The 17,068-nt window shown below is 59.9% G+C and carries 15 protein-coding genes; 14 read left to right on the top strand and 1 reads right to left on the bottom strand.

What is annotated here, in order from left to right:
• Positions 1-99: 99 nt before the first annotated feature.
• Positions 100-1,350 carry a dicarboxylate/amino acid:cation symporter gene (locus QWU43_RS09785; protein WP_370914864.1) on the bottom strand — a complete coding sequence of 417 codons (1,251 nt, stop codon included), beginning with the start codon at positions 1,348-1,350 and terminating at the stop codon, positions 100-102.
• Positions 1,351-1,674: 324 nt separating this feature from the next.
• Between QWU43_RS09785 and QWU43_RS09780 the strand changes: the two genes are divergently transcribed.
• The 14 genes from QWU43_RS09780 to QWU43_RS09715 all read left to right on the top strand — a co-directional run bounded on the left by QWU43_RS09780 (position 1,675) and on the right by QWU43_RS09715 (position 16,923).
• The gene (locus tag QWU43_RS09780; RefSeq protein WP_370914863.1) at positions 1,675-2,154 is read left to right on the top strand and encodes an SdpI family protein; all 480 of its coding nucleotides are present in this window, start codon (positions 1,675-1,677) and stop codon (positions 2,152-2,154) included.
• Positions 2,155-2,162: 8 nt separating this feature from the next.
• Positions 2,163-2,669 carry an NUDIX domain-containing protein gene (locus tag QWU43_RS09775; protein ID WP_370914862.1) on the top strand — a complete coding sequence of 169 codons (507 nt, stop codon included), beginning with the start codon at positions 2,163-2,165 and terminating at the stop codon, positions 2,667-2,669.
• Between the two features lie 26 nt (positions 2,670-2,695).
• Positions 2,696-3,037, top strand: a complete 342-nt coding sequence (locus tag QWU43_RS09770; protein WP_370914861.1) for an ArsR/SmtB family transcription factor — start codon at positions 2,696-2,698, stop codon at positions 3,035-3,037.
• Positions 3,034-4,956 carry a heavy metal translocating P-type ATPase gene (locus tag QWU43_RS09765; protein ID WP_370917745.1) on the top strand — a complete coding sequence of 641 codons (1,923 nt, stop codon included), beginning with the start codon at positions 3,034-3,036 and terminating at the stop codon, positions 4,954-4,956. The genes QWU43_RS09770 and QWU43_RS09765 overlap by 4 nt, the downstream gene beginning before the upstream one ends.
• Before the next feature lie 370 nt (positions 4,957-5,326).
• Positions 5,327-7,777 (top strand): hypothetical protein, encoded by a 2,451-nt coding sequence (locus tag QWU43_RS09760; RefSeq protein WP_370917744.1) that lies wholly within the window; start codon positions 5,327-5,329, stop codon positions 7,775-7,777.
• A gap of 216 nt (positions 7,778-7,993) precedes the next feature.
• The gene (locus QWU43_RS09755; RefSeq protein ID WP_370914858.1) at positions 7,994-8,989 is read left to right on the top strand and encodes an ABC transporter substrate-binding protein; all 996 of its coding nucleotides are present in this window, start codon (positions 7,994-7,996) and stop codon (positions 8,987-8,989) included.
• A 36-nt stretch (positions 8,990-9,025) separates the two neighbouring features.
• Positions 9,026-11,290, top strand: coding sequence for a hypothetical protein (locus QWU43_RS09750; protein ID WP_370917743.1), 2,265 nt, complete (start codon positions 9,026-9,028; stop codon positions 11,288-11,290).
• A gap of 63 nt (positions 11,291-11,353) precedes the next feature.
• Complete coding sequence (locus QWU43_RS09745; RefSeq protein ID WP_370914856.1) at positions 11,354-12,328, top strand: hypothetical protein; 975 nt, start codon at positions 11,354-11,356, stop codon at positions 12,326-12,328.
• A gap of 7 nt (positions 12,329-12,335) precedes the next feature.
• The gene (locus QWU43_RS09740; RefSeq protein ID WP_370914855.1) at positions 12,336-13,334 is read left to right on the top strand and encodes a FecCD family ABC transporter permease; all 999 of its coding nucleotides are present in this window, start codon (positions 12,336-12,338) and stop codon (positions 13,332-13,334) included.
• Positions 13,331-14,413, top strand: coding sequence for a FecCD family ABC transporter permease (locus QWU43_RS09735; protein ID WP_370914854.1), 1,083 nt, complete (start codon positions 13,331-13,333; stop codon positions 14,411-14,413). The genes QWU43_RS09740 and QWU43_RS09735 overlap by 4 nt, the downstream gene beginning before the upstream one ends.
• Positions 14,410-15,246, top strand: a complete 837-nt coding sequence (locus tag QWU43_RS09730) for an ABC transporter ATP-binding protein (protein ID WP_370914853.1) — start codon at positions 14,410-14,412, stop codon at positions 15,244-15,246. The genes QWU43_RS09735 and QWU43_RS09730 overlap by 4 nt, the downstream gene beginning before the upstream one ends.
• Before the next feature lie 299 nt (positions 15,247-15,545).
• Positions 15,546-15,980: a hypothetical protein gene (locus QWU43_RS09725; protein ID WP_370917742.1), complete on the top strand. Its 435-nt coding sequence runs from the start codon at positions 15,546-15,548 to the stop codon at positions 15,978-15,980.
• Positions 15,981-16,170: 190 nt separating this feature from the next.
• Entirely contained in the window at positions 16,171-16,353 is a 183-nt protein-coding gene (locus tag QWU43_RS09720) for a hypothetical protein (RefSeq protein WP_370917741.1), read from the top strand.
• A 312-nt stretch (positions 16,354-16,665) separates the two neighbouring features.
• A complete protein-coding gene (locus tag QWU43_RS09715; RefSeq protein WP_370917740.1) occupies positions 16,666-16,923 on the top strand; it encodes a YncE family protein in 258 nt (85 codons plus the stop codon).
• The last annotated feature ends 145 nt before the right edge of the window (positions 16,924-17,068 follow it).

Raw genomic sequence — 17,068 nt, 5'->3', positions numbered from 1 at the left:
TTCCACGACACAACACACCTGTGTCCCACGACAAGAAAAGCCCGGTCCGGAGCCTTGCGGGTACCGGGCCGGGCGCAGGGGCCATACGTCGATGAATGCCTAGATCCTGGCGTCGAGCTCCTCGTCCTCTTCGATGACGTCGACCTCGTAGCCGAGGGTCTCCTGCTGTTCAGCACGGGAGATCTGCCCCTTGGCTAGTTTGTTCACCACCATCGCAATCGCGCCGTCACCGGTAACGTTGCAGGCCGTGCCGAAGGAATCGATGGCGATGTAGGCGGCGATCATCAAAGCGACCTGATCGTCATTGAAACCAAGCATCGAGGCCAGGAGACCGGTTGCGGCCATGATCGCACCACCAGGGACACCCGGCGCGGCCACCATTGTGATGCCCAGCATCAGGATGAATCCGATCGCCATCGCAAAGGTCAGTTCCATGTCGTTCATGTACATGATGGCGAAGGCGAACAACGAGATCTTGAGCATGGACCCCGAGAGGTGAGTGGTTGCGCACAGTGGAACCGTGAACCCTGCCACCGTCGGAGCGACGCCGTTACGCTTGGTGCACGCGTATGTGACGGGGATGGTGGCCGCAGACGACGAGGTACCGAGTGCCGTACCGTACGCGGGCAGCATGTTCAGGAAGGACCGCACTGGATTCCGGCCCGAAACTCCTCCCGCGATAGCGAACTGGACGACCAGGAGGATGAAAGTCATCAGAATCGCGATGACGATAACCGTACCGAAGGACGTCAGTGTGGAGGTCAGGTTGCCATTCATGCCCATCGAGAGGAAAAGACCGAAGATGAAGAGCGGAAGAAGCGGAATGATGAAGCGGGCGATGACGCGCATGATCACGCGTTCCAGATCGCGAACCGTATGGTAGAGCGTATCGCTCTTGACCGCGGTCATCGCTACACCGAGAGTAAAGGCCAGCAGCAGCGCCGTCATCACCCCGAACGGTGCGGGCATGTCGATGCTGAAGTAGCCACTCAACGCACCCTCTTCGACATCCATCGCCTCTACCATCGGCTGGTGGTGCAGCAACGACGGATACAGCAGAGCCGAGGCCCCGAACGCGAGCAGACCCGCAAACACCGTTGATCCGTAGGCGATGCCGGTGGTGATCGCGAGCCACTTGCCCGCACCACGTCCAAGCCCTGCAATGGCCGGTGTGATCAGTGCAAAGATCAACACCGGGATGAAGAATCCGAGGAAGCTTCCGAACAGTCCGTTGAAGGTTACGAAGACGCGTGCGAGCGACTCCGGGAAGAAGAAGCTGCAGACGATGCCGAGAATAATCGCGACAACGATCTTGAACAGCAGTGAGGAAGACAGTTTTTTCAGGTCCATGTGCCCTACCTAGGTCGGTGGAGTTCCGGTACACCGCACCGCTGTTCCATGACGACAGCGCGGGACGGATCGAAGGAACCCGACGCCAGCGACGTCCACAGACCGGAAAACCGGCGCGGGCATACAGGCGTGGGCTGAGCCGGAACTGTGGGAAGCCATACACCTTCCACAGAATTCCGGCATCTGGCCCTTACGATACGGGATGATGACCAGCCCACACCAATGATTTTGCTGTGGAGTTGCCGACGGGCACCCGTGTGGTCACACCCGACCGTTCCACTGGGCAACCGATCTCCCTGGACTCCGGGGTTTAGACTGAACCCCATGATCGTGATTCCCGTCCTTCTCCTCGTTCTGGCCCTCACACTGCTCGTGACAGGCGTGCTCGGGTGGACACGAAAGCTCCCCGGCAACCCCATCATCGGCATCCGCGTTGCAGAGGTACGTAAATCCCGCGACGTCTGGAATCTCGCACACCGGGCGGCGGGGCCACTGTGGATCGCGGGTGGAATCCTCCTACTTGTCGGTGCCGTCATCAGCTTCACTGCGTCCGGATGGATGTGGCTTTTCCCGGTCGGAACACTGATCGCGGCCCTTGTCTTCACCGGGGCGGGGGCTGGACTCGGGGCACGAGTCGCCGCGGCAGCAGACGTCGCGGCGAACCGGAGTTCCGGAGGCGGTGGGGGGTGCTCATCCGGTGGGGGGTGCTGTGGCGGAGGATCCGAGAGTCAATCCGAGACGCCGATTGCCGAGGTAGACCTTGATGCCGTTCGGCGTGCCGCCAGCCAGGCCGACGGAAGCTAGAAATACCCGTGTCAACCCCCGACTTCATCCTCGATCTCCGCAGGAAAATCGGTCACGCCCCACTCTGGTTGCCTGGGGTAACAGCGATCGTTCTGCGGTCTTCGGTCCCCGAAGGCGAAGGCATACCTCCGGAGGTGTTGCTCGTCCGACGCGCCGACACCGGGGCCTGGACACCTGTCACCGGCATCGCCGATCCCGGTGAACAACCCGATGTGACCGCGCTTCGTGAGATCGCGGAAGAAACTGGTCTCCAGGCAAGGGTTGAGCGAGTGCTGTGGGTACGAGCCGTTGGTCCCGTCACCTACCCCAACGGGGATGTAGCCTCCTACATGGACACTGCGGTGCTGTGTCGACCCATATGCGCTTCTGCTGAGGTTTACCCGGCGGATGAGGAGAATACGGATGCCCGCTGGTTTGCGGTGGATCACCTGCCCGAGGTGTCGGAACGATTCAGGCAGACGATTGCAGCGGCCCTCGAAAACAGCCCGACCCGAATCGGCCTCCCCTCCAGATAGTTCACTGTATCGTGTACTATTTGAGAATGAGCCATATTGAAGCCCACGAACAGGCGCTTGTTAGACTAGGAAAGGCGCTTGCCGATCCCACTCGTTGCCGCCTCCTCCTCGCAATTTTGGATGGAAACCACTATCCGGCGCAGCTCGCCGAGCAATTAGAACTGTCGCGGGCGAACGTCTCCAACCATCTCGCCTGCCTCCGTGACTGTGGCCTCGTCCACACCCACCCCGAAGGCCGCAAAGTCCGCTACACCCTCGCCGGTCCCGAACTTGCTGCGAGCCTACGCAACCTCACCCGCGTTGTCCTTACCGTGTGCGAGGACCGGAACACCTGCCTCAACGAGATTCCCGCAGAGGTGAGCCGATGAGCGACGCATGCTGTGGCGGTGGGAACACCACACCGCCCCCGACGACAACCGACCTTCTCACCGATCGAAATACGCAGTCCATCCCCTGGTGGCGAGACACCGGCCTCATGGTGCCCGTGTTCTCAGGCATGGCCCTGCTCCTCGGGCACCTGCTACATCCCTTCCTGTTTTGGGTCGCCCTGGCACTGGGAGGATGGTCATTCATCCCACAATCGATACGGAAGCTGATCACCGGCCAGCCCGGCGGCCGACTCGGCATCGGCCTCCTGATGACTGTCAGCGCTGTGGGTTCGGTCACACTCGGTTACGTCGGCGAAGCCGCCGCCCTGGCGTTCCTCTTCTCCATCGCCGAGGCACTCGAGGAGAAGGCGATGGAGAAGGCCCGCTCAGGACTCCGTAGCCTGGTCAGCCTCATTCCGGAAACCGTGACAGTCCGCCGGGGACAGCTCACCGCGACGATCAACATCACTGATCTCATCGTAGGTGACATCATCATTGTTCGACCCGGAGAGCGTGTCCCGACTGACGGCACCGTCACAGGTGGCAAAGGCGCACTCGACACATCTGCGGTAACCGGTGAATCCATACCCGTGATGGTCAGCACCGGAGACCTCGTACCCGCCGGGTCGATAGCCGTGTCCTCGCCCCTCGAAATCACCGCAAACGCCCCCGGCACCGATAATTCCCTCACCACGATCGTCTCCATCGTCACCCACGCACAGGCCGAGAAGGGCTCACGAGCCCGCATAGCGGACAGAGTTGCCCGACCACTCGTACCGGGGGTGCTCCTCGTAGCAATCGCCATCGCAGCAGTCGGTTCAACCATCGGAGATCCCGCCGTCTGGATCGAACGCGCGCTGATCGTGCTCGTCGCTGCCTCACCCTGTGCACTCGCCATAGCGGTACCGGTCACCGTCATCTCCGCAATCGGAGCGGCCAGTCGTTTTGGTGTCATCATCAAGTCTGGTGCCGCGTTCGAGCGTTTCGGTGCCGTCAACCGCATCGCCTTCGACAAAACGGGCACACTCACCCGCAACACACCGACCGTGGTGTCCGTCGATGGCCCCCCGGACCTTCTCACTCTCGCCGCCGCAGTGGAAAAACACAGCACCCACCCGCTTGCCGTAGCGGTCACGGCAGCCGTAGCAGAGGTCGATATCCCCGATGCGCAGGATATTGAGGAACATCCTGGACAAGGAATCAGTGGGCATATCGACGGACGCCGCATCACCGTAGGCAGCCCCCGCTTCAACCCACCTGGCGCACTGCAGCACAGGGTGGACGAGCTCGAGTCGGATGGACGGACAGTCATAGTGGTATGCGCCGATGATGCCGCTATCGGCATCATCGGCATCATCGATTCTCTCCGTGAAGAAGCCCCGGACACGATCACCGCACTGCACCGCATGGGTATGCAGGTGACGATGCTCACCGGTGATAATCTCCGTACCGCCTCCGCCGTCGGCACCGACTGCGGGATCCGGGACATTCGCGCCGAACTCCTGCCTGTAGATAAGGCTGCGGTGGTCAGCGGGTCAGGTTGGGCCATGGTGGGCGACGGCATTAACGACGCACCCGCTCTCGCATCGGCCGACATTGGGATAGCGATGGGAACAACGGGGACTGACGCAGCAATTGAGTCCGCTGACATCGCTTTCACCGGACACAGCCTCACTCTGCTCCCCCGTGCGCTCGCCCACGCACAACGCGGACGGCGCATCATGACCCAGAACATAGCCCTCGCCCTCGCCGTGATTCTCATCCTTCCACCACTGGCGCTGACCGGTGTGCTCGGACTGGCAATGATCGTGTTCATCCATGAGGCAGCCGAGATCGTCATCATCATCAATGGCTTACGTGCCTCACGGACAGCCGCGTCCCCCGTACACAACCCTGCAGAGAGAATGGTCTCTCCATAATCAGAATCAGCGGGGCCGATACCCCTATCTCGGCTCGAAGGTGACGTCCGCGACATATCAGGCGGGGGAGACAGAAGGGGGTAAATCCGTCCGCGGGCACACGTAAATGGACACAGACATGAAGCCGCGAGTAACCAGCAAAAAATGCCGAACATATCGCATTTGACCGGCTCAGCGCCCCGACTTCCCCTTAACGCCGTTCAATTCGTTATTGCGAAACCCTTATGCCTACTTGTAATAGAGGCAAGCCGTCCCTAATGTAGGCTTCGCTTACCTTATCCAAACGGGCGGGTTTACCCACACCGCGAGACCACGTCTGATCGGCCTGAGTTGCCCCGCCTGTTCCCCTACCAAGGAAGACCGTGCACTCATGAAGCAACATCACTCTCGTACCATCGGAAAGCGCGCCATCGCGACCGTCCTCTCAGCGTCCCTCATGACGACCGGCGTCATCGTCGCCACTCCACAGATCGCGGGGGCCCAGGAAAACCAGCCCACGAACAACACCGCATCTGCGTCAACGCTTCCGGAGAAGTCCGTGACCGGAGAGACCCCCCGGGGCGCGGGTAAGTTCAAGGGTGGAACGCTCAGCCATGACCAGAAGGTCACTCCCGGAGGTCTGCTCACGGTCAAAGGTTCCGGTTTCGCGCAGCGTACGGACGACGAGCCGCTCACCTTCAAGCTCAACGATGGCGTGAAAATGCAGTTCCCGGAGGACCAGGCGGGCGCCTCGGTCAAGCACTCCGGGAATGGATGGGTCGAGCTCCAGCCCGCGGAATTCCCCGATGCCGACGGAAACTTCACGGCCACCATCCGTGTTCCTGCTGATCTCGCCCTCGGACACTACTGGGTCCGCGCACTCGGATCAGATCCCTCAGTCTCAACCTACGGCTGGTTCGAGGTCGTTGAGAAGTTGCCCGAGGAGAGCGAAGAAACCCCGGCCACTCAGCCCACCGTTACCGCAGAGAACGGGTACAAGTCCTCGCGCAGTGGTTCCATCAGGATTCCTGTAAAGATCACCGGTTTCCCGGCAAACACCGAGCTCGTACCCTTCGTCAATGACACGGAAGCGAAGTGGTCAACGGGTCGACATAAGTCAAAGACCATCACCACTGATGAGAACGGTACGGCCGAAGGTACAGCCTACGTTTCATCGAAGGAGGGGCTGAACGCCGGTGTTCCGGTTGTTGTCAAGGTCCAGGCCAAGGATGAGAATAAGACCAGCGCCGTCTCGAATGAGGTCATCGTTAATCCGTCGGTGAAGATTCTCTCGAGCACCGTTGATGGCCTCGATGACTCAGCTCAGAACTCCACCGTCAAGGTTCAGGTTGTCGGCCTCCCCAAGGACGCATCAGTAACTTTCGTCGGTGTCGGTGAAACCAACTTCCTGACCGGCGATCAGAAGGGTGTCTCCGACGATGATTCCCTCGCCGAGATCACGGACGTGAAGATTCCCGGGGACGCAGAACTACTCGGCAAACCGATCACCATCAAGTACACGGTTGATGGAAATGAGCGCAGCTCCGAAACGTACTACACCGTCACACCCGACAACTCCCTCTTTGGTACGGATAAGTACACCGTGGAAAAGGCTGAACTCGACCCCGGCCTGTACCAGGTGCGGTTCAACCACAAGAACGGCAAGCTGTATGTTGCCCGGACTGACCGTTCCTCCAACAAGGCCGGTACGCGCCTCATGATCGTCAATCCGGACACCCTCAAGGTTGAGAAGGAGATTGAGCCCAAGGCAACCGACGACAATAACGCCCAGGTCTTCGGTGTCGGGCTTGATCAGAAGCGTGATCGTGTATGGACCACAAACTCCACAGCCGACTCCGTCGCGGTCTACGACACCGACCTCAATCTGATTCACCAGTTCCCTGCCGATGTCGTTTCTCATGGCCGTGACGTCGTGATCGACGAAAGCACTGGCCTCGCTTACGTCGGTTCACCGCGTTCCGATGCCGAGTCCCTCACGGTGTTCAACGCTGACAACAAGACCTACGAGCAGCTTCCGACCCCCGGTTTCTCCGGCGCGATGACACTACGTCTGGATCAGAGGACCGGAGACCTCTACAGCGTCTCCCAGAGTGCCCCGAAGGCAGTGAAGGTGAACGTCCGGACCAAGGAAGTCACGGTGTACGATCTCCCCGAGGACAAGGTTGGCCGCGCATCCGGGCTGGCCATCGATCCGGCGACCGGTTACCTCTACATCGCCAGCCAGGACACCCACAACGTGGTGGTCTTCGACCCGGCAACGAAAGCCGTTGTCGCTGACATTCCCACCGGTGACCAGGCTCTGTCCGTGGTGTACAACCCCGTGACCAAGCGGATTTACACCGCCAACCGTACAGCCGGCACCGTCACCGTCATTGATCCCAAGGCCAACAAAAAGGTCGCGAACCTCGATGCCGGGATCTACCCCAATGATCTTGAGGTTGATAACAAGGGCCGGATCTTCGTCACCAACAAGGTGAGCCGTACCGGTGCTAACAAGGACGGATTCTTCCGATTCACCCCCGTCGAGACAGCACCGGCACCGACGACCACCTCGTCCACACCGGCACCGACGACCACCTCGTCCACACCGGCACCGACAACGACCTCGTCCACACCGGCACCGACGACCACCTCGTCGACATCGGCAACGACGACCGTCTCGTCCTCAGCGGAAACACATCTGCCGAAGTTCCTGACCGGATTCCTGGTCTCATTCGGCGTTGTCAGTGGCCTGGCAGCCCTGTTCGGATTCCTGGCTAAGATCGGGATCATTCCGGTCCATGTCCTACCGGTGGAACTCCGTAACCTGCTTCACATGTAGTTCCCCAGAGGTCCACTCCGACGATCCACCCTGACCTGGCCGGAAAAGTTGCCCCGTCTGCATGCATCCGATATGCGGCGGGCAGCGGATTCCGGCCAGGTTTGGTACCGGTCGTCGTAGTGACCGATGAGCTGATCCCGGTTGTACCCTGCACCCGGTATCTGCATCTTCGGCCACTGAATCACCGCCGAAAACCGATAACGAGGAGTTCAAAAAATGAAACGTCGCGCCTTCTTACGCGCCGGAGTACTCGCATGCGCTGCAGCACTCGGCCTCACCGCCTGTGGCGGCGACGGTGGCTCTGGATCAAACCCCACCGTAGAGACGCGGACGGTCACCGATGTCGAGGGGACGAGCGTTGACGTTCCGGTCTCCCCCCAGCGTGTCATCGCTCTGTCAGAGCCGACACTGGACGGTCTCCTCGCACTGGGTGTCACTCCTGCCGGTGCGGTCGCAGGCCGAGGACAGAGTGACATCGCCGGTTATCTCCGGGAGCAGGCCCAGGGCGTCCCGCTCCTGGGTAACGTCGCGCAACCGAACTTCGAGGCTATCGGCGCCGCCAAGCCTGACCTGATCCTCGTCGATGGCACGAGTATCAACAATAATCCTCCGGTTATTGAGGCCCTACGTGCGATTGCACCAGTGGTGTACACGGGTTACGCCGGTGGCGACTGGCGCATCAATTTTCGCCACATCGCCGACGCCATGAATATGACGGACGCCGCTGAACAGGTAATCGCGGATTATGACGCCCATGTCGCCGAAGTCAAGGCGCTCCTCACGGATTATCAGGACTCCACCTTCTCCATCGTCCGATGGCAGGGTAACTCTGCGGCGCTGATTCTCAAGGAGCTGCCTGCCGGCATCGCTCTCGAGGATCTCGGGTTGCATCGGCCCCCGAATCAAGACAGGAGGGGACGAGGCCACTCAGAGCCGGTCTCCCAGGAGAATCTCCGGGATATTGACGCGGACTACATCTTCTTCGGCACTCTTGGGGGATCAAGCGTGAACAATCCCGCCGCAGGAGGTTCCGCAGATCTCGATGAGGCCCGCTCCGCGCTGGCACAGGCTGAGGAGGTGCCCGGTTTCTCAGAATTGAAGGCTTACAAGAACGGCACCATCATTCCCGTCGCCGGAGACCTGTGGACCAGTACCGGTGGCCCACTACTCATGAACCACATCCTCGATGACGTCGCCCAGCTCGCATCGTGACTCACCATCGCTCTTTCACCCACTGAAGGATTCTTCGTGTACCCGTCTTCCCGCCGCAGGCTTCGTCGAGTCGGCGCACTCGCCGTCACCACGCTCATCACAACCCCTTTCCTCTGCATCTCCGCTACCACAGCTACTGAGGAATCCACCGAGAGCATCGTCACGGACACTTTCGATAATGAAGCGTCCGAATACGCTCAGAATGAGGAGAATCTGTTCGGTCCGCTACTACTGATGTCCGAGGACACCGAGGTTATCAGTGGTAAAACCGAAGATGGAGCCTCCGCAGAGATCCCCTACGCCGTAAATCCCGGTGATACAGTGACCCTTAGAGGCAGTAACTGGACCTCGACAGACAAGAGCGCAGGCTCCACTCTCGTCGTGAAGCTCTACTATCAACTCGCCGACGGTCAGACCGGCACCTACCAACGGACCGGAACCGATGTGGTGGACCATCCGAAAAACGGGAATCCCGAACCAACCATCTGGAAACTCTTCAAGGCCGATTCTGAGGGCAACTTCGCCATAGATCTCGACCTCCCGAAAGAACTTGAACCTGGTCAAAAACTGAGCGTCACCATCACCAGTGGTCTGGCTAACAGTGCCGATGCTCAGCGCTCCCTGGTTCTCGATCCGTTAAAGATCGGCGGTGTCGAGTGGGTCGAACCGGACAAGGGTGACACCATCACCTGCACCCCCAGTACCCCGAAAGCCGTGGTCAAGGTGGCACAGACGGCTGTACCCGGTGGGACCCTCAGAATCTCCGGCACCGGATTCTGCCATCCCACTGACGGTGGCTCCCTTCTGTCAATCAAAATCGACGACGGCCTTTACAAACACGTCCCGGGGCATACCGTGCACGATAACGACACCATCTGGGCCATTGTGCCGGCAGATGACCGTACTGGGGACTTCTCCATAGACCTACATCTTCCGGATGGCACGGACAGCGGTCCATACGGATCCGACCCCGTGTTCACGACAGGGGCACACAGTATCCGCGTTCTCACTGGCACACTCAAGGAAGGTGACCGGACACGATCCATCCCACGTCGCGGTAGTAACGACACCGAGTTCGTGGTGGGTGAGTACCGTCCGAGTGGCGTCCCTGACCCACTCCACTACACCGAGACACTCACGGACACCGTCCGCAACGGGGTCTCTGCGACCGAAAGCAACCAACAAGTTACCGTGACCATACCCGGTGCCAAGCCAGGTGACTGGTTGTTCGCCAGTGCTTACATCGAAGACTCATCCCGGCGGCTACCGTGGGCCGATAACTGGTACACGGTCAATGATCAGGGACAGATCTCCCTTCCACTCAAAGACGCTGATATCCCGGAGGGGCGTCTGAAACTCGTCCTCCAGTCAGGAAATCAGGGACATACCGGTGAACTCGTAGGCTGGTCCTGGATCACACTGAAGGAGAGCACCGGAAACGGCCCGGGCGACACACCTCAACCCGGAGGTCCGGAGATTCCATCAAGAACGGGTATGGACCTCATCTTCGCCGTTCTACCCATCGCCACGGCGATCGACGGCTTCTCCGGGAAACTCAACGAGCTGTCTAAGGGAATTGATAGCTTCAGGCGGGAGAGCGGGATCGATACTCGTGAAAGCAGGGCCAACGAGACGGAGAACACCGTTCGCGATTCCGGGAACACCAATCAGTATCCGAATGACGAGGAACCCAGTGTGGTCACCGTGATTCAGCGGCGATCCACCGGTGGCGGCGGCGGGGGAACGCCCGCATCAGGAAACCGAGGTACGGCCTCACCACGTGGCAATAACCAGATTGAGTATCCTCCGCAGCCAGAAAATACTCCTCAACCTCCCGTACTCAACATCTCCAACCTGACCCCACGCCGGAAGGGGACAGTCGAAGCCATGTCCGATGATGACGGTGTGCTCACGCTGACCGTTCCCGATCTCTCTGCGGGGGACTGGGTGTATCTGTTCTCCTATGGTCCGAAACCGGAGCGAATCGGCTGGGCACAACTCGATGAGAACAAGCAGATGCTCCTCGACGTATCAGGACTTGGCCCGGGTGAACACAAGATCGCACTTGTGGACGCCAAGGAAAACCTCGTCGGTTGGGTAGATGTTCCGAAGACCTCCCTGAGTTCCTCCTCTGGTAGTGCAGATTCCACCGGTTCTGCGTTCCCCGCCGAACGGCCACAACCAGTCGTGGCAACCGCACCCCTGATGACCGGTGCGGACTGGGCGTTCATCCTCGGAGCCTTCGCCATCGCACAGCTCGCCATGCTCGGTGCGCTGGCCTATACGCGCCGACGGAACTAACGCCTCAACACACCGCACCCCTTTTCCTGACCCACCATCTCGCTTGAATCCCTGGAGTACACAATGAGTCCCTTCACCTCCCGAATCACCACAGCGGGCGCCGTTTTGGCCACCGCTTTCCTTATCAGCCTGCCTACCGCCTGGGCGGTACCGCCTGGCGGTGCCAGCAGTGACACCCCGGGCACGTCCTCCTCGATCTCACCACAGACGGTCGCTCCCTGTGATTCCCTGAGCTACTCCGTATATGGGTTCCCCCCCGGAGAGACCCTGAACATCAAGATTGATGACGGAGCGGGCTTCAATCAGTCGGTCCACGGGACCGGCGTAGTCGGCACACAGGTAATCAGCTCCGATGGCAGCGCGTCTGGCTCAGTCCAGCTTCCCTGTGACATCAATGACGGAGAGCACTGGCTCCGCTTCCTAGCTAGTGAACCAGTGGGCGACGACAGTGCCCTCGGATCAAAGGGTTATTCCCATCACAGTGATTACTTCACCGTCTCTTCTGGAAACAATAACTCAGGAGGAGACAGCGATTCCGGTGCAGGTCGTACTGGAGGGGACAACAACGCTGCGGCACGGGACAACAGCGGTGGCTCTCGACGCACCGCGTCTCCGCAGGGTAACCGTTCACAGGGATCTCGTAACACGGAGAATCGCGGTGGCGCACAGCGCTCAACAATCACCAAGGTCGTCGACGAACCTGCGGCGAACGCACCGCACCACGCCGGAGCCGGTGGAGCCGTACGCGCTGAAGCGGGTTCGGGCACCAGATCAGGCGACGGTGGCCGAGCGGCCAAGCCGCTGGGCCAGACGAAACTGTCAGCGGGCGGTAACGGTACTGTGACAACAGATACCGACGCAGGTGATGACGGCGACGCCTACTACGAGTACGTCCCGGTGCAACAGACTGCACAGGCCGCAAACTCTCAGGCACCCATCGTAGGCATGCTGATCGGCGGTGCCATCCTGGTCGTCGGCCTATCCGGGGTGGGAGCATACCTGTTCACCCACCGAAACAACACCGCACCACAGCGCTGATTAACTGATGTACCGTAGTCGTCGCCAACTCGGATTCCTGGTTGCCGGGATTCTTCTCTTAAGCCTCATCATCTCGTCGCTCATGATCGGGTCAAACCCGATTCCGTTCACCGACGTGCTTCATCTGTTGGTGCATCCAGACCTGAGCTTCGAATCCACGGTCGTCCACGAACAACGGATCCCCCGGACCATTCTGGTAATCGTCGTGGCCGCCGCCCTCGGAAGCGCCGGAGCACTCATGCAGTCCCTGACCCGTAACCCTCTGGCTGACCCTGGGGTACTGGGAGTGAATGCCGGAGCGTCACTCGCGGTGGTCGTATCCGTGGCCGTGGTTGGAGTCACGAGCATCTGGTTCTATCTATGGTTCGCTTTCGCGGGTGCCGCCGCCGCCGCCATCGTCGTGTACATTCTCGGTGGAGCGGGACGAACCGCTCCGACTCCCGTCCGACTCGCCCTCGCTGGCGTAGCCGTCACGATGGCTGTGTCCTCGATCGTCCAGGTTGTGATTCTCTCCGACCGAAACGCCTTCAACGAGTTCCGGTTCTGGGCCACCGGTTCCGTCGAGGGGCGGGGCTGGCCCATCCTGACCGCTGTCGGCGGCTTCATATTTCTCGGTCTCCTGATCGCCTTCGCCGTCGCACCGAGTCTCAATGCACTCGCGTTGGGGGATGAGGAGGGACGTTCACTTGGGGTCCGTGTCGAACGGGTCCGGACGCTGGTCATGGTTGCCGTAACGCTGCTCGCCGGCGCAGCGACAGCAGCAGTTGGCCCGATCATGTTCATCGGGTTGGGAGTACCCTACATCGCCCGGTTCATCTGCGGCCCGGACCAGCGTTGGGTTCTACCGTTCTCTGCACTGTCCGCCCCGGTGGTACTCCTGACTGCAGACATCATCGCCCGCATCATCGTGGCCCCCCAGGAACTACAGACCGGAATCGTGACAACAATCCTCGGAGGCCCATTCTTCGTCGCCATCGTTCGCCGTCGTCGGATCGAGGCACTATGACCAGACGAACACCGTTCCGTCAAAGAGTATCCAGTCAACCGCACCCCCGGCATCTCTTACTGCATCGCGGTTCGTGGACCCTACGAATCGAACGTCGAGCATTTCTCGCAGCTTCAGTTATCACAATAGCCACCTGCGTTATCGCGATAATAGCCCTGATGCTCGGAGACTATCCGATCTCAGTGCTTCAGGTTATCCGTTCTCTGCTCGGAATCAGTGACGACCCTCTAGCCCAGTTCTTCGTCCGCGATCTCCGTGCCCCACGCGTCGTCATGGCGATGCTCGTCGGTGCCGCATTGGGTGTATCAGGTGCGATCTTCCAGGCCCTGACCGCCAACCCGCTGGGTAGTCCCGACATCACCGGGTTCACGGTGGGAGCAGCTACGGGCGCACTCGTACAGATCATCATCTTCAACGGCGGGCCACTCGCCATCGGTACCGGAGCGATGTTGGGTGGATTCGCCACGGGAGCTGCGGTCTACCTTCTTTCCCGGAGCAATGGCGTCACCGGCACCCGGTTCGTGCTCATCGGCATCGGTGTCGCAGCCGTTCTTCAGGGAGTGAACGCTCTCCTGGTTGTCCGGGCATCACTGACCGCCGCCCAGACCGCCGCCCAGTGGCTCGCAGGCTCGTTCAACGCAACCAGTTGGAGCGGAACCATCACACTGGGGGCAGTACTTGCACTTTTGCTCCCCTCATCATTACTACTCTCACGCCCCCTGGGGGTGATGCTCACAGGCCCCGACCTCGCCGTCGGTCTCGGAGTCCGAGTCGATCTCCGACGGGTACAATTAATTGCCCTCGGGGTGGCACTCGTCGCCGTCACGGTGGCAGCCGCCGGCCCCATCGCATTCGTCGCCCTAGCCGCCCCACAGCTCGCCCGCCGCTTGACTCAAACCAGTGGCCCCGGTCTCGGAGGCGCTGCACTCATGGGTGCCTTCCTCGTCCTGACTTCCGACGTCATTTCCCAACGCCTATTCGCCCCCACCCAGCTACCCGTCGGAGTAGTCACCGGATCTCTCGGAGGTATCTACCTGATCTGGCTGCTCTCACGGGAGTGGCGAAAGGACCGCACATGAACCAGACCCCCATCAGCCCGAATCCCACTGATAATCACCACCTACCCGCCCCTGGAGCACGGCTTCAGGGCAAGAACATCACCGTGGCCTACGGCAGTAAAGTCGTACTGGAAAATCTTAGCGTTGCTATTCCCGATGGCGAATTCACAGTCATCGTCGGACCCAACGCATGTGGAAAATCAACTCTCCTCCGAGCATTGGCACGTATGCTGCCGACATCTTCCGGTATCGTCGAACTCGACGGAACATCCATCGGGGATCTCCCGCCCAAGGAGGTCGCACGCCAGCTCAGCCTACTGCCACAGTCACCGGTAGCACCTGATGGCATCGTTGTGGAGGATCTCGTCGGGCGGGGCAGGTACCCGCACCAAGGCGTCTTCCGGCAATGGTCACCTGCGGATCAGGCAGCCGTCGAACAAGCGATGAAGAGGGCAAACATCACAGCTCTCGCCCAGCGCTTCGTGTCGGAACTCTCGGGTGGCCAACGGCAACGTGTCTGGATATCTCTGGTTCTGGCACAGGAGACACCCATCGTCCTCCTCGATGAGCCCACCACCTACCTTGACATCACTCATCAGGTGGAGGTTCTCAACCTTGCCCGCAATCTCCAGCGGGAGGGAGTGACGGTCGTGGCGGTTCTCCACGAACTAACACTCGCGTTTCGGTACGCGACGCACCTCATCATGATGAATGAAGGGAAAATCGTGGGCACCGGGCCCGTCTCCGAGGTGGTCACCACCGAACTAATCCAAGAGGTGTACGGACTACCTTGTGACCTCATCACTGATCCACACTCGGGTCGGCCCATCGTCGTCCCCATTGATCAGGACTAACCCGCAGGCGTTATCACCAATGGCCGACTTGTCCGGATGCACCACAAAAACATCCGAACAAGTCGGCCATTGACCTATTCTGTATGACACAGAAAATTCTTCAGCGCCACATTACCCACGGCACAGTACCTCCCGAAAAGTACTCCGTGGGGCCAACATCAACCACACCCACGACCCCGATACAACGCGTCTCGCCGTAACGTCCGCTCCGTGAGTGCTATCTGCCACGAAAAGCGCCGTCTACATCCTGGTCACCGCAAAAGGCTTCGCGCCGGAGAGTGCGCTGTCGGCCACCGTCGATGGACATCCCCCAGTGGCACACCGGCCACGGTAGAACCACTGAGACCATCACCGTGGACTCCGAGGGATCCGCCCAAGGCGAACTCAAGGTCGCACCCGGTCTCATCACCGCCGGTGTGGACCATACTGTCGTGGTCAGTGCGGGAGACACATACGCCGAGCAGACCGTCTCCGTTGATCCGGCGGTAAAACTCACCACAGCCGGTAACGAGAAAATCGAAAACTCCGCTCTGAACTCTACCGCCGACATCATCGTCACCGGCCTACCCGAGAACGCGACAGTCACCTTTGTCGGTGTCGGGGACCGTAACCTTCTCGCCACAGATCAGACCGGGGTATCCGGGACGGATCTACGCACGATGATCGCAAATCTCGTCATTCCCGAACAACTCGGCGCTCCTCGGCAAGAACATCCGCATCAGCTACAGTATTGACGGAGTTGAAAGCACCTACGAGTCACATGTCTCAATCACACCGGACAACGCACTCTTCGGGACTGACAAGTACACCGTCGAAAAGGCGGCACTCCCAGCAGGTGTCTACCAGAACCGATACAGCACCTCCGAGAAAGCACTGTTTGTCTCCCGCACTGATTTCTCCTCGGAAGACAAGGCATCGGGTCTGATGAAGGTTGATCCGGCAACTCTCGAGGTCATCAATGAGATCCGCCCTGCCTCATCCGACGACATCGACGCCAGGGTATTCGGGGTCGGAATCGATGACAGGCGAGGTCTGGTCTGGACGACCAACACCATCGGTAATTCGGTAGCCGTCTACCGTGCGTCCGATCTGAGTCTGGTCAAGTAGTTCCCACCGGGACGGTCAACCATCCCCGCGCCGTGGTGGTGGATCAGTCCACAGGTAAGGCCTACGTATCCTCGCCCATTACCGAAACGGACTCCATCGCGGTGTTCAACAGTGAGACCCTGGTGCAGGAAGACTCCCTGCCGACCCCGGGATTCGGTAATGCCATGGGCTTACAGATGAACCAGGAAAACGGTGACCTCTACTCGGTGTCGCTCCGCGCACCGAAGGCCGTCAAGGTTAATGTCCGCACCGGTCAATCCACCATTTACGAACTCGATGAGGATATGGTTTCACGGGAATCATCGGTAGCCGTTGATCCTGACACCGAGACGCTCTATTGCCAGCCAGCTCACCAACAATGTAATCGCTTACAGCCTGAAGAATTCGACGGTCAAGGCAAACATCGCCACCGGCGCACAGGCACTGTCCGTCATCTACGATCCCTCCTCGAAAAGGATCTACGCGGTAAACCGTACGGCTGGGACCCTGACTGTCATTGATCCGGCCACCAATGACAGGATCACCAACCTCGAAGCCGGTTCCTTCCCGAACGACGTCACCTTTCGATGAGAGCGGAAATATCTTCGTCGTCGGTAAGTCGAGTCGTAGCGACGAGTCCGGCCAGGACAGCATCTATCGTTTCACACCGGAGAACACCGCTCCCGCACCGAGCGATCCCGGCTCATCTCATCCCGCAGCCGCTGAGCGATCTACT

The organism is Corynebacterium sp. CCM 9204 (assembly GCF_041357695.1).
GTDB lineage: Bacteria > Actinomycetota > Actinomycetes > Mycobacteriales > Mycobacteriaceae > Corynebacterium.
The sequence above is the reverse complement of the archived record's forward strand: the minus strand, read 5'-3'. Positions and strand labels throughout refer to the sequence as shown.

Excerpts from the sequence above, each read along its gene's own strand:
- QWU43_RS09780 (WP_370914863.1), top strand. The coding sequence starts at position 1,675 with ATGATCGTGATTCCCGTCCTTCTCCTCGTTCTGGCCCTCACACTGCTC.
- QWU43_RS09740 (WP_370914855.1), top strand. The coding sequence starts at position 12,336 with ATGTACCGTAGTCGTCGCCAACTCGGATTCCTGGTTGCCGGGATTCTT.
- QWU43_RS09730 (WP_370914853.1), top strand. The coding sequence starts at position 14,410 with ATGAACCAGACCCCCATCAGCCCGAATCCCACTGATAATCACCACCTA.
- QWU43_RS09765 (WP_370917745.1), top strand. The coding sequence starts at position 3,034 with ATGAGCGACGCATGCTGTGGCGGTGGGAACACCACACCGCCCCCGACG.
- QWU43_RS09735 (WP_370914854.1), top strand. The coding sequence starts at position 13,331 with ATGACCAGACGAACACCGTTCCGTCAAAGAGTATCCAGTCAACCGCAC.
- QWU43_RS09745 (WP_370914856.1), top strand. The coding sequence starts at position 11,354 with ATGAGTCCCTTCACCTCCCGAATCACCACAGCGGGCGCCGTTTTGGCC.
- QWU43_RS09725 (WP_370917742.1), top strand. The coding sequence starts at position 15,546 with ATGGACATCCCCCAGTGGCACACCGGCCACGGTAGAACCACTGAGACC.
- QWU43_RS09755 (WP_370914858.1), top strand. The coding sequence starts at position 7,994 with ATGAAACGTCGCGCCTTCTTACGCGCCGGAGTACTCGCATGCGCTGCA.
- QWU43_RS09770 (WP_370914861.1), top strand. The coding sequence starts at position 2,696 with ATGAGCCATATTGAAGCCCACGAACAGGCGCTTGTTAGACTAGGAAAG.
- QWU43_RS09785 (WP_370914864.1), bottom strand. The coding sequence starts at position 1,350 with ATGGACCTGAAAAAACTGTCTTCCTCACTGCTGTTCAAGATCGTTGTC.
- QWU43_RS09760 (WP_370917744.1), top strand. The coding sequence starts at position 5,327 with ATGAAGCAACATCACTCTCGTACCATCGGAAAGCGCGCCATCGCGACC.
- QWU43_RS09720 (WP_370917741.1), top strand. The coding sequence starts at position 16,171 with ATGAAGGTTGATCCGGCAACTCTCGAGGTCATCAATGAGATCCGCCCT.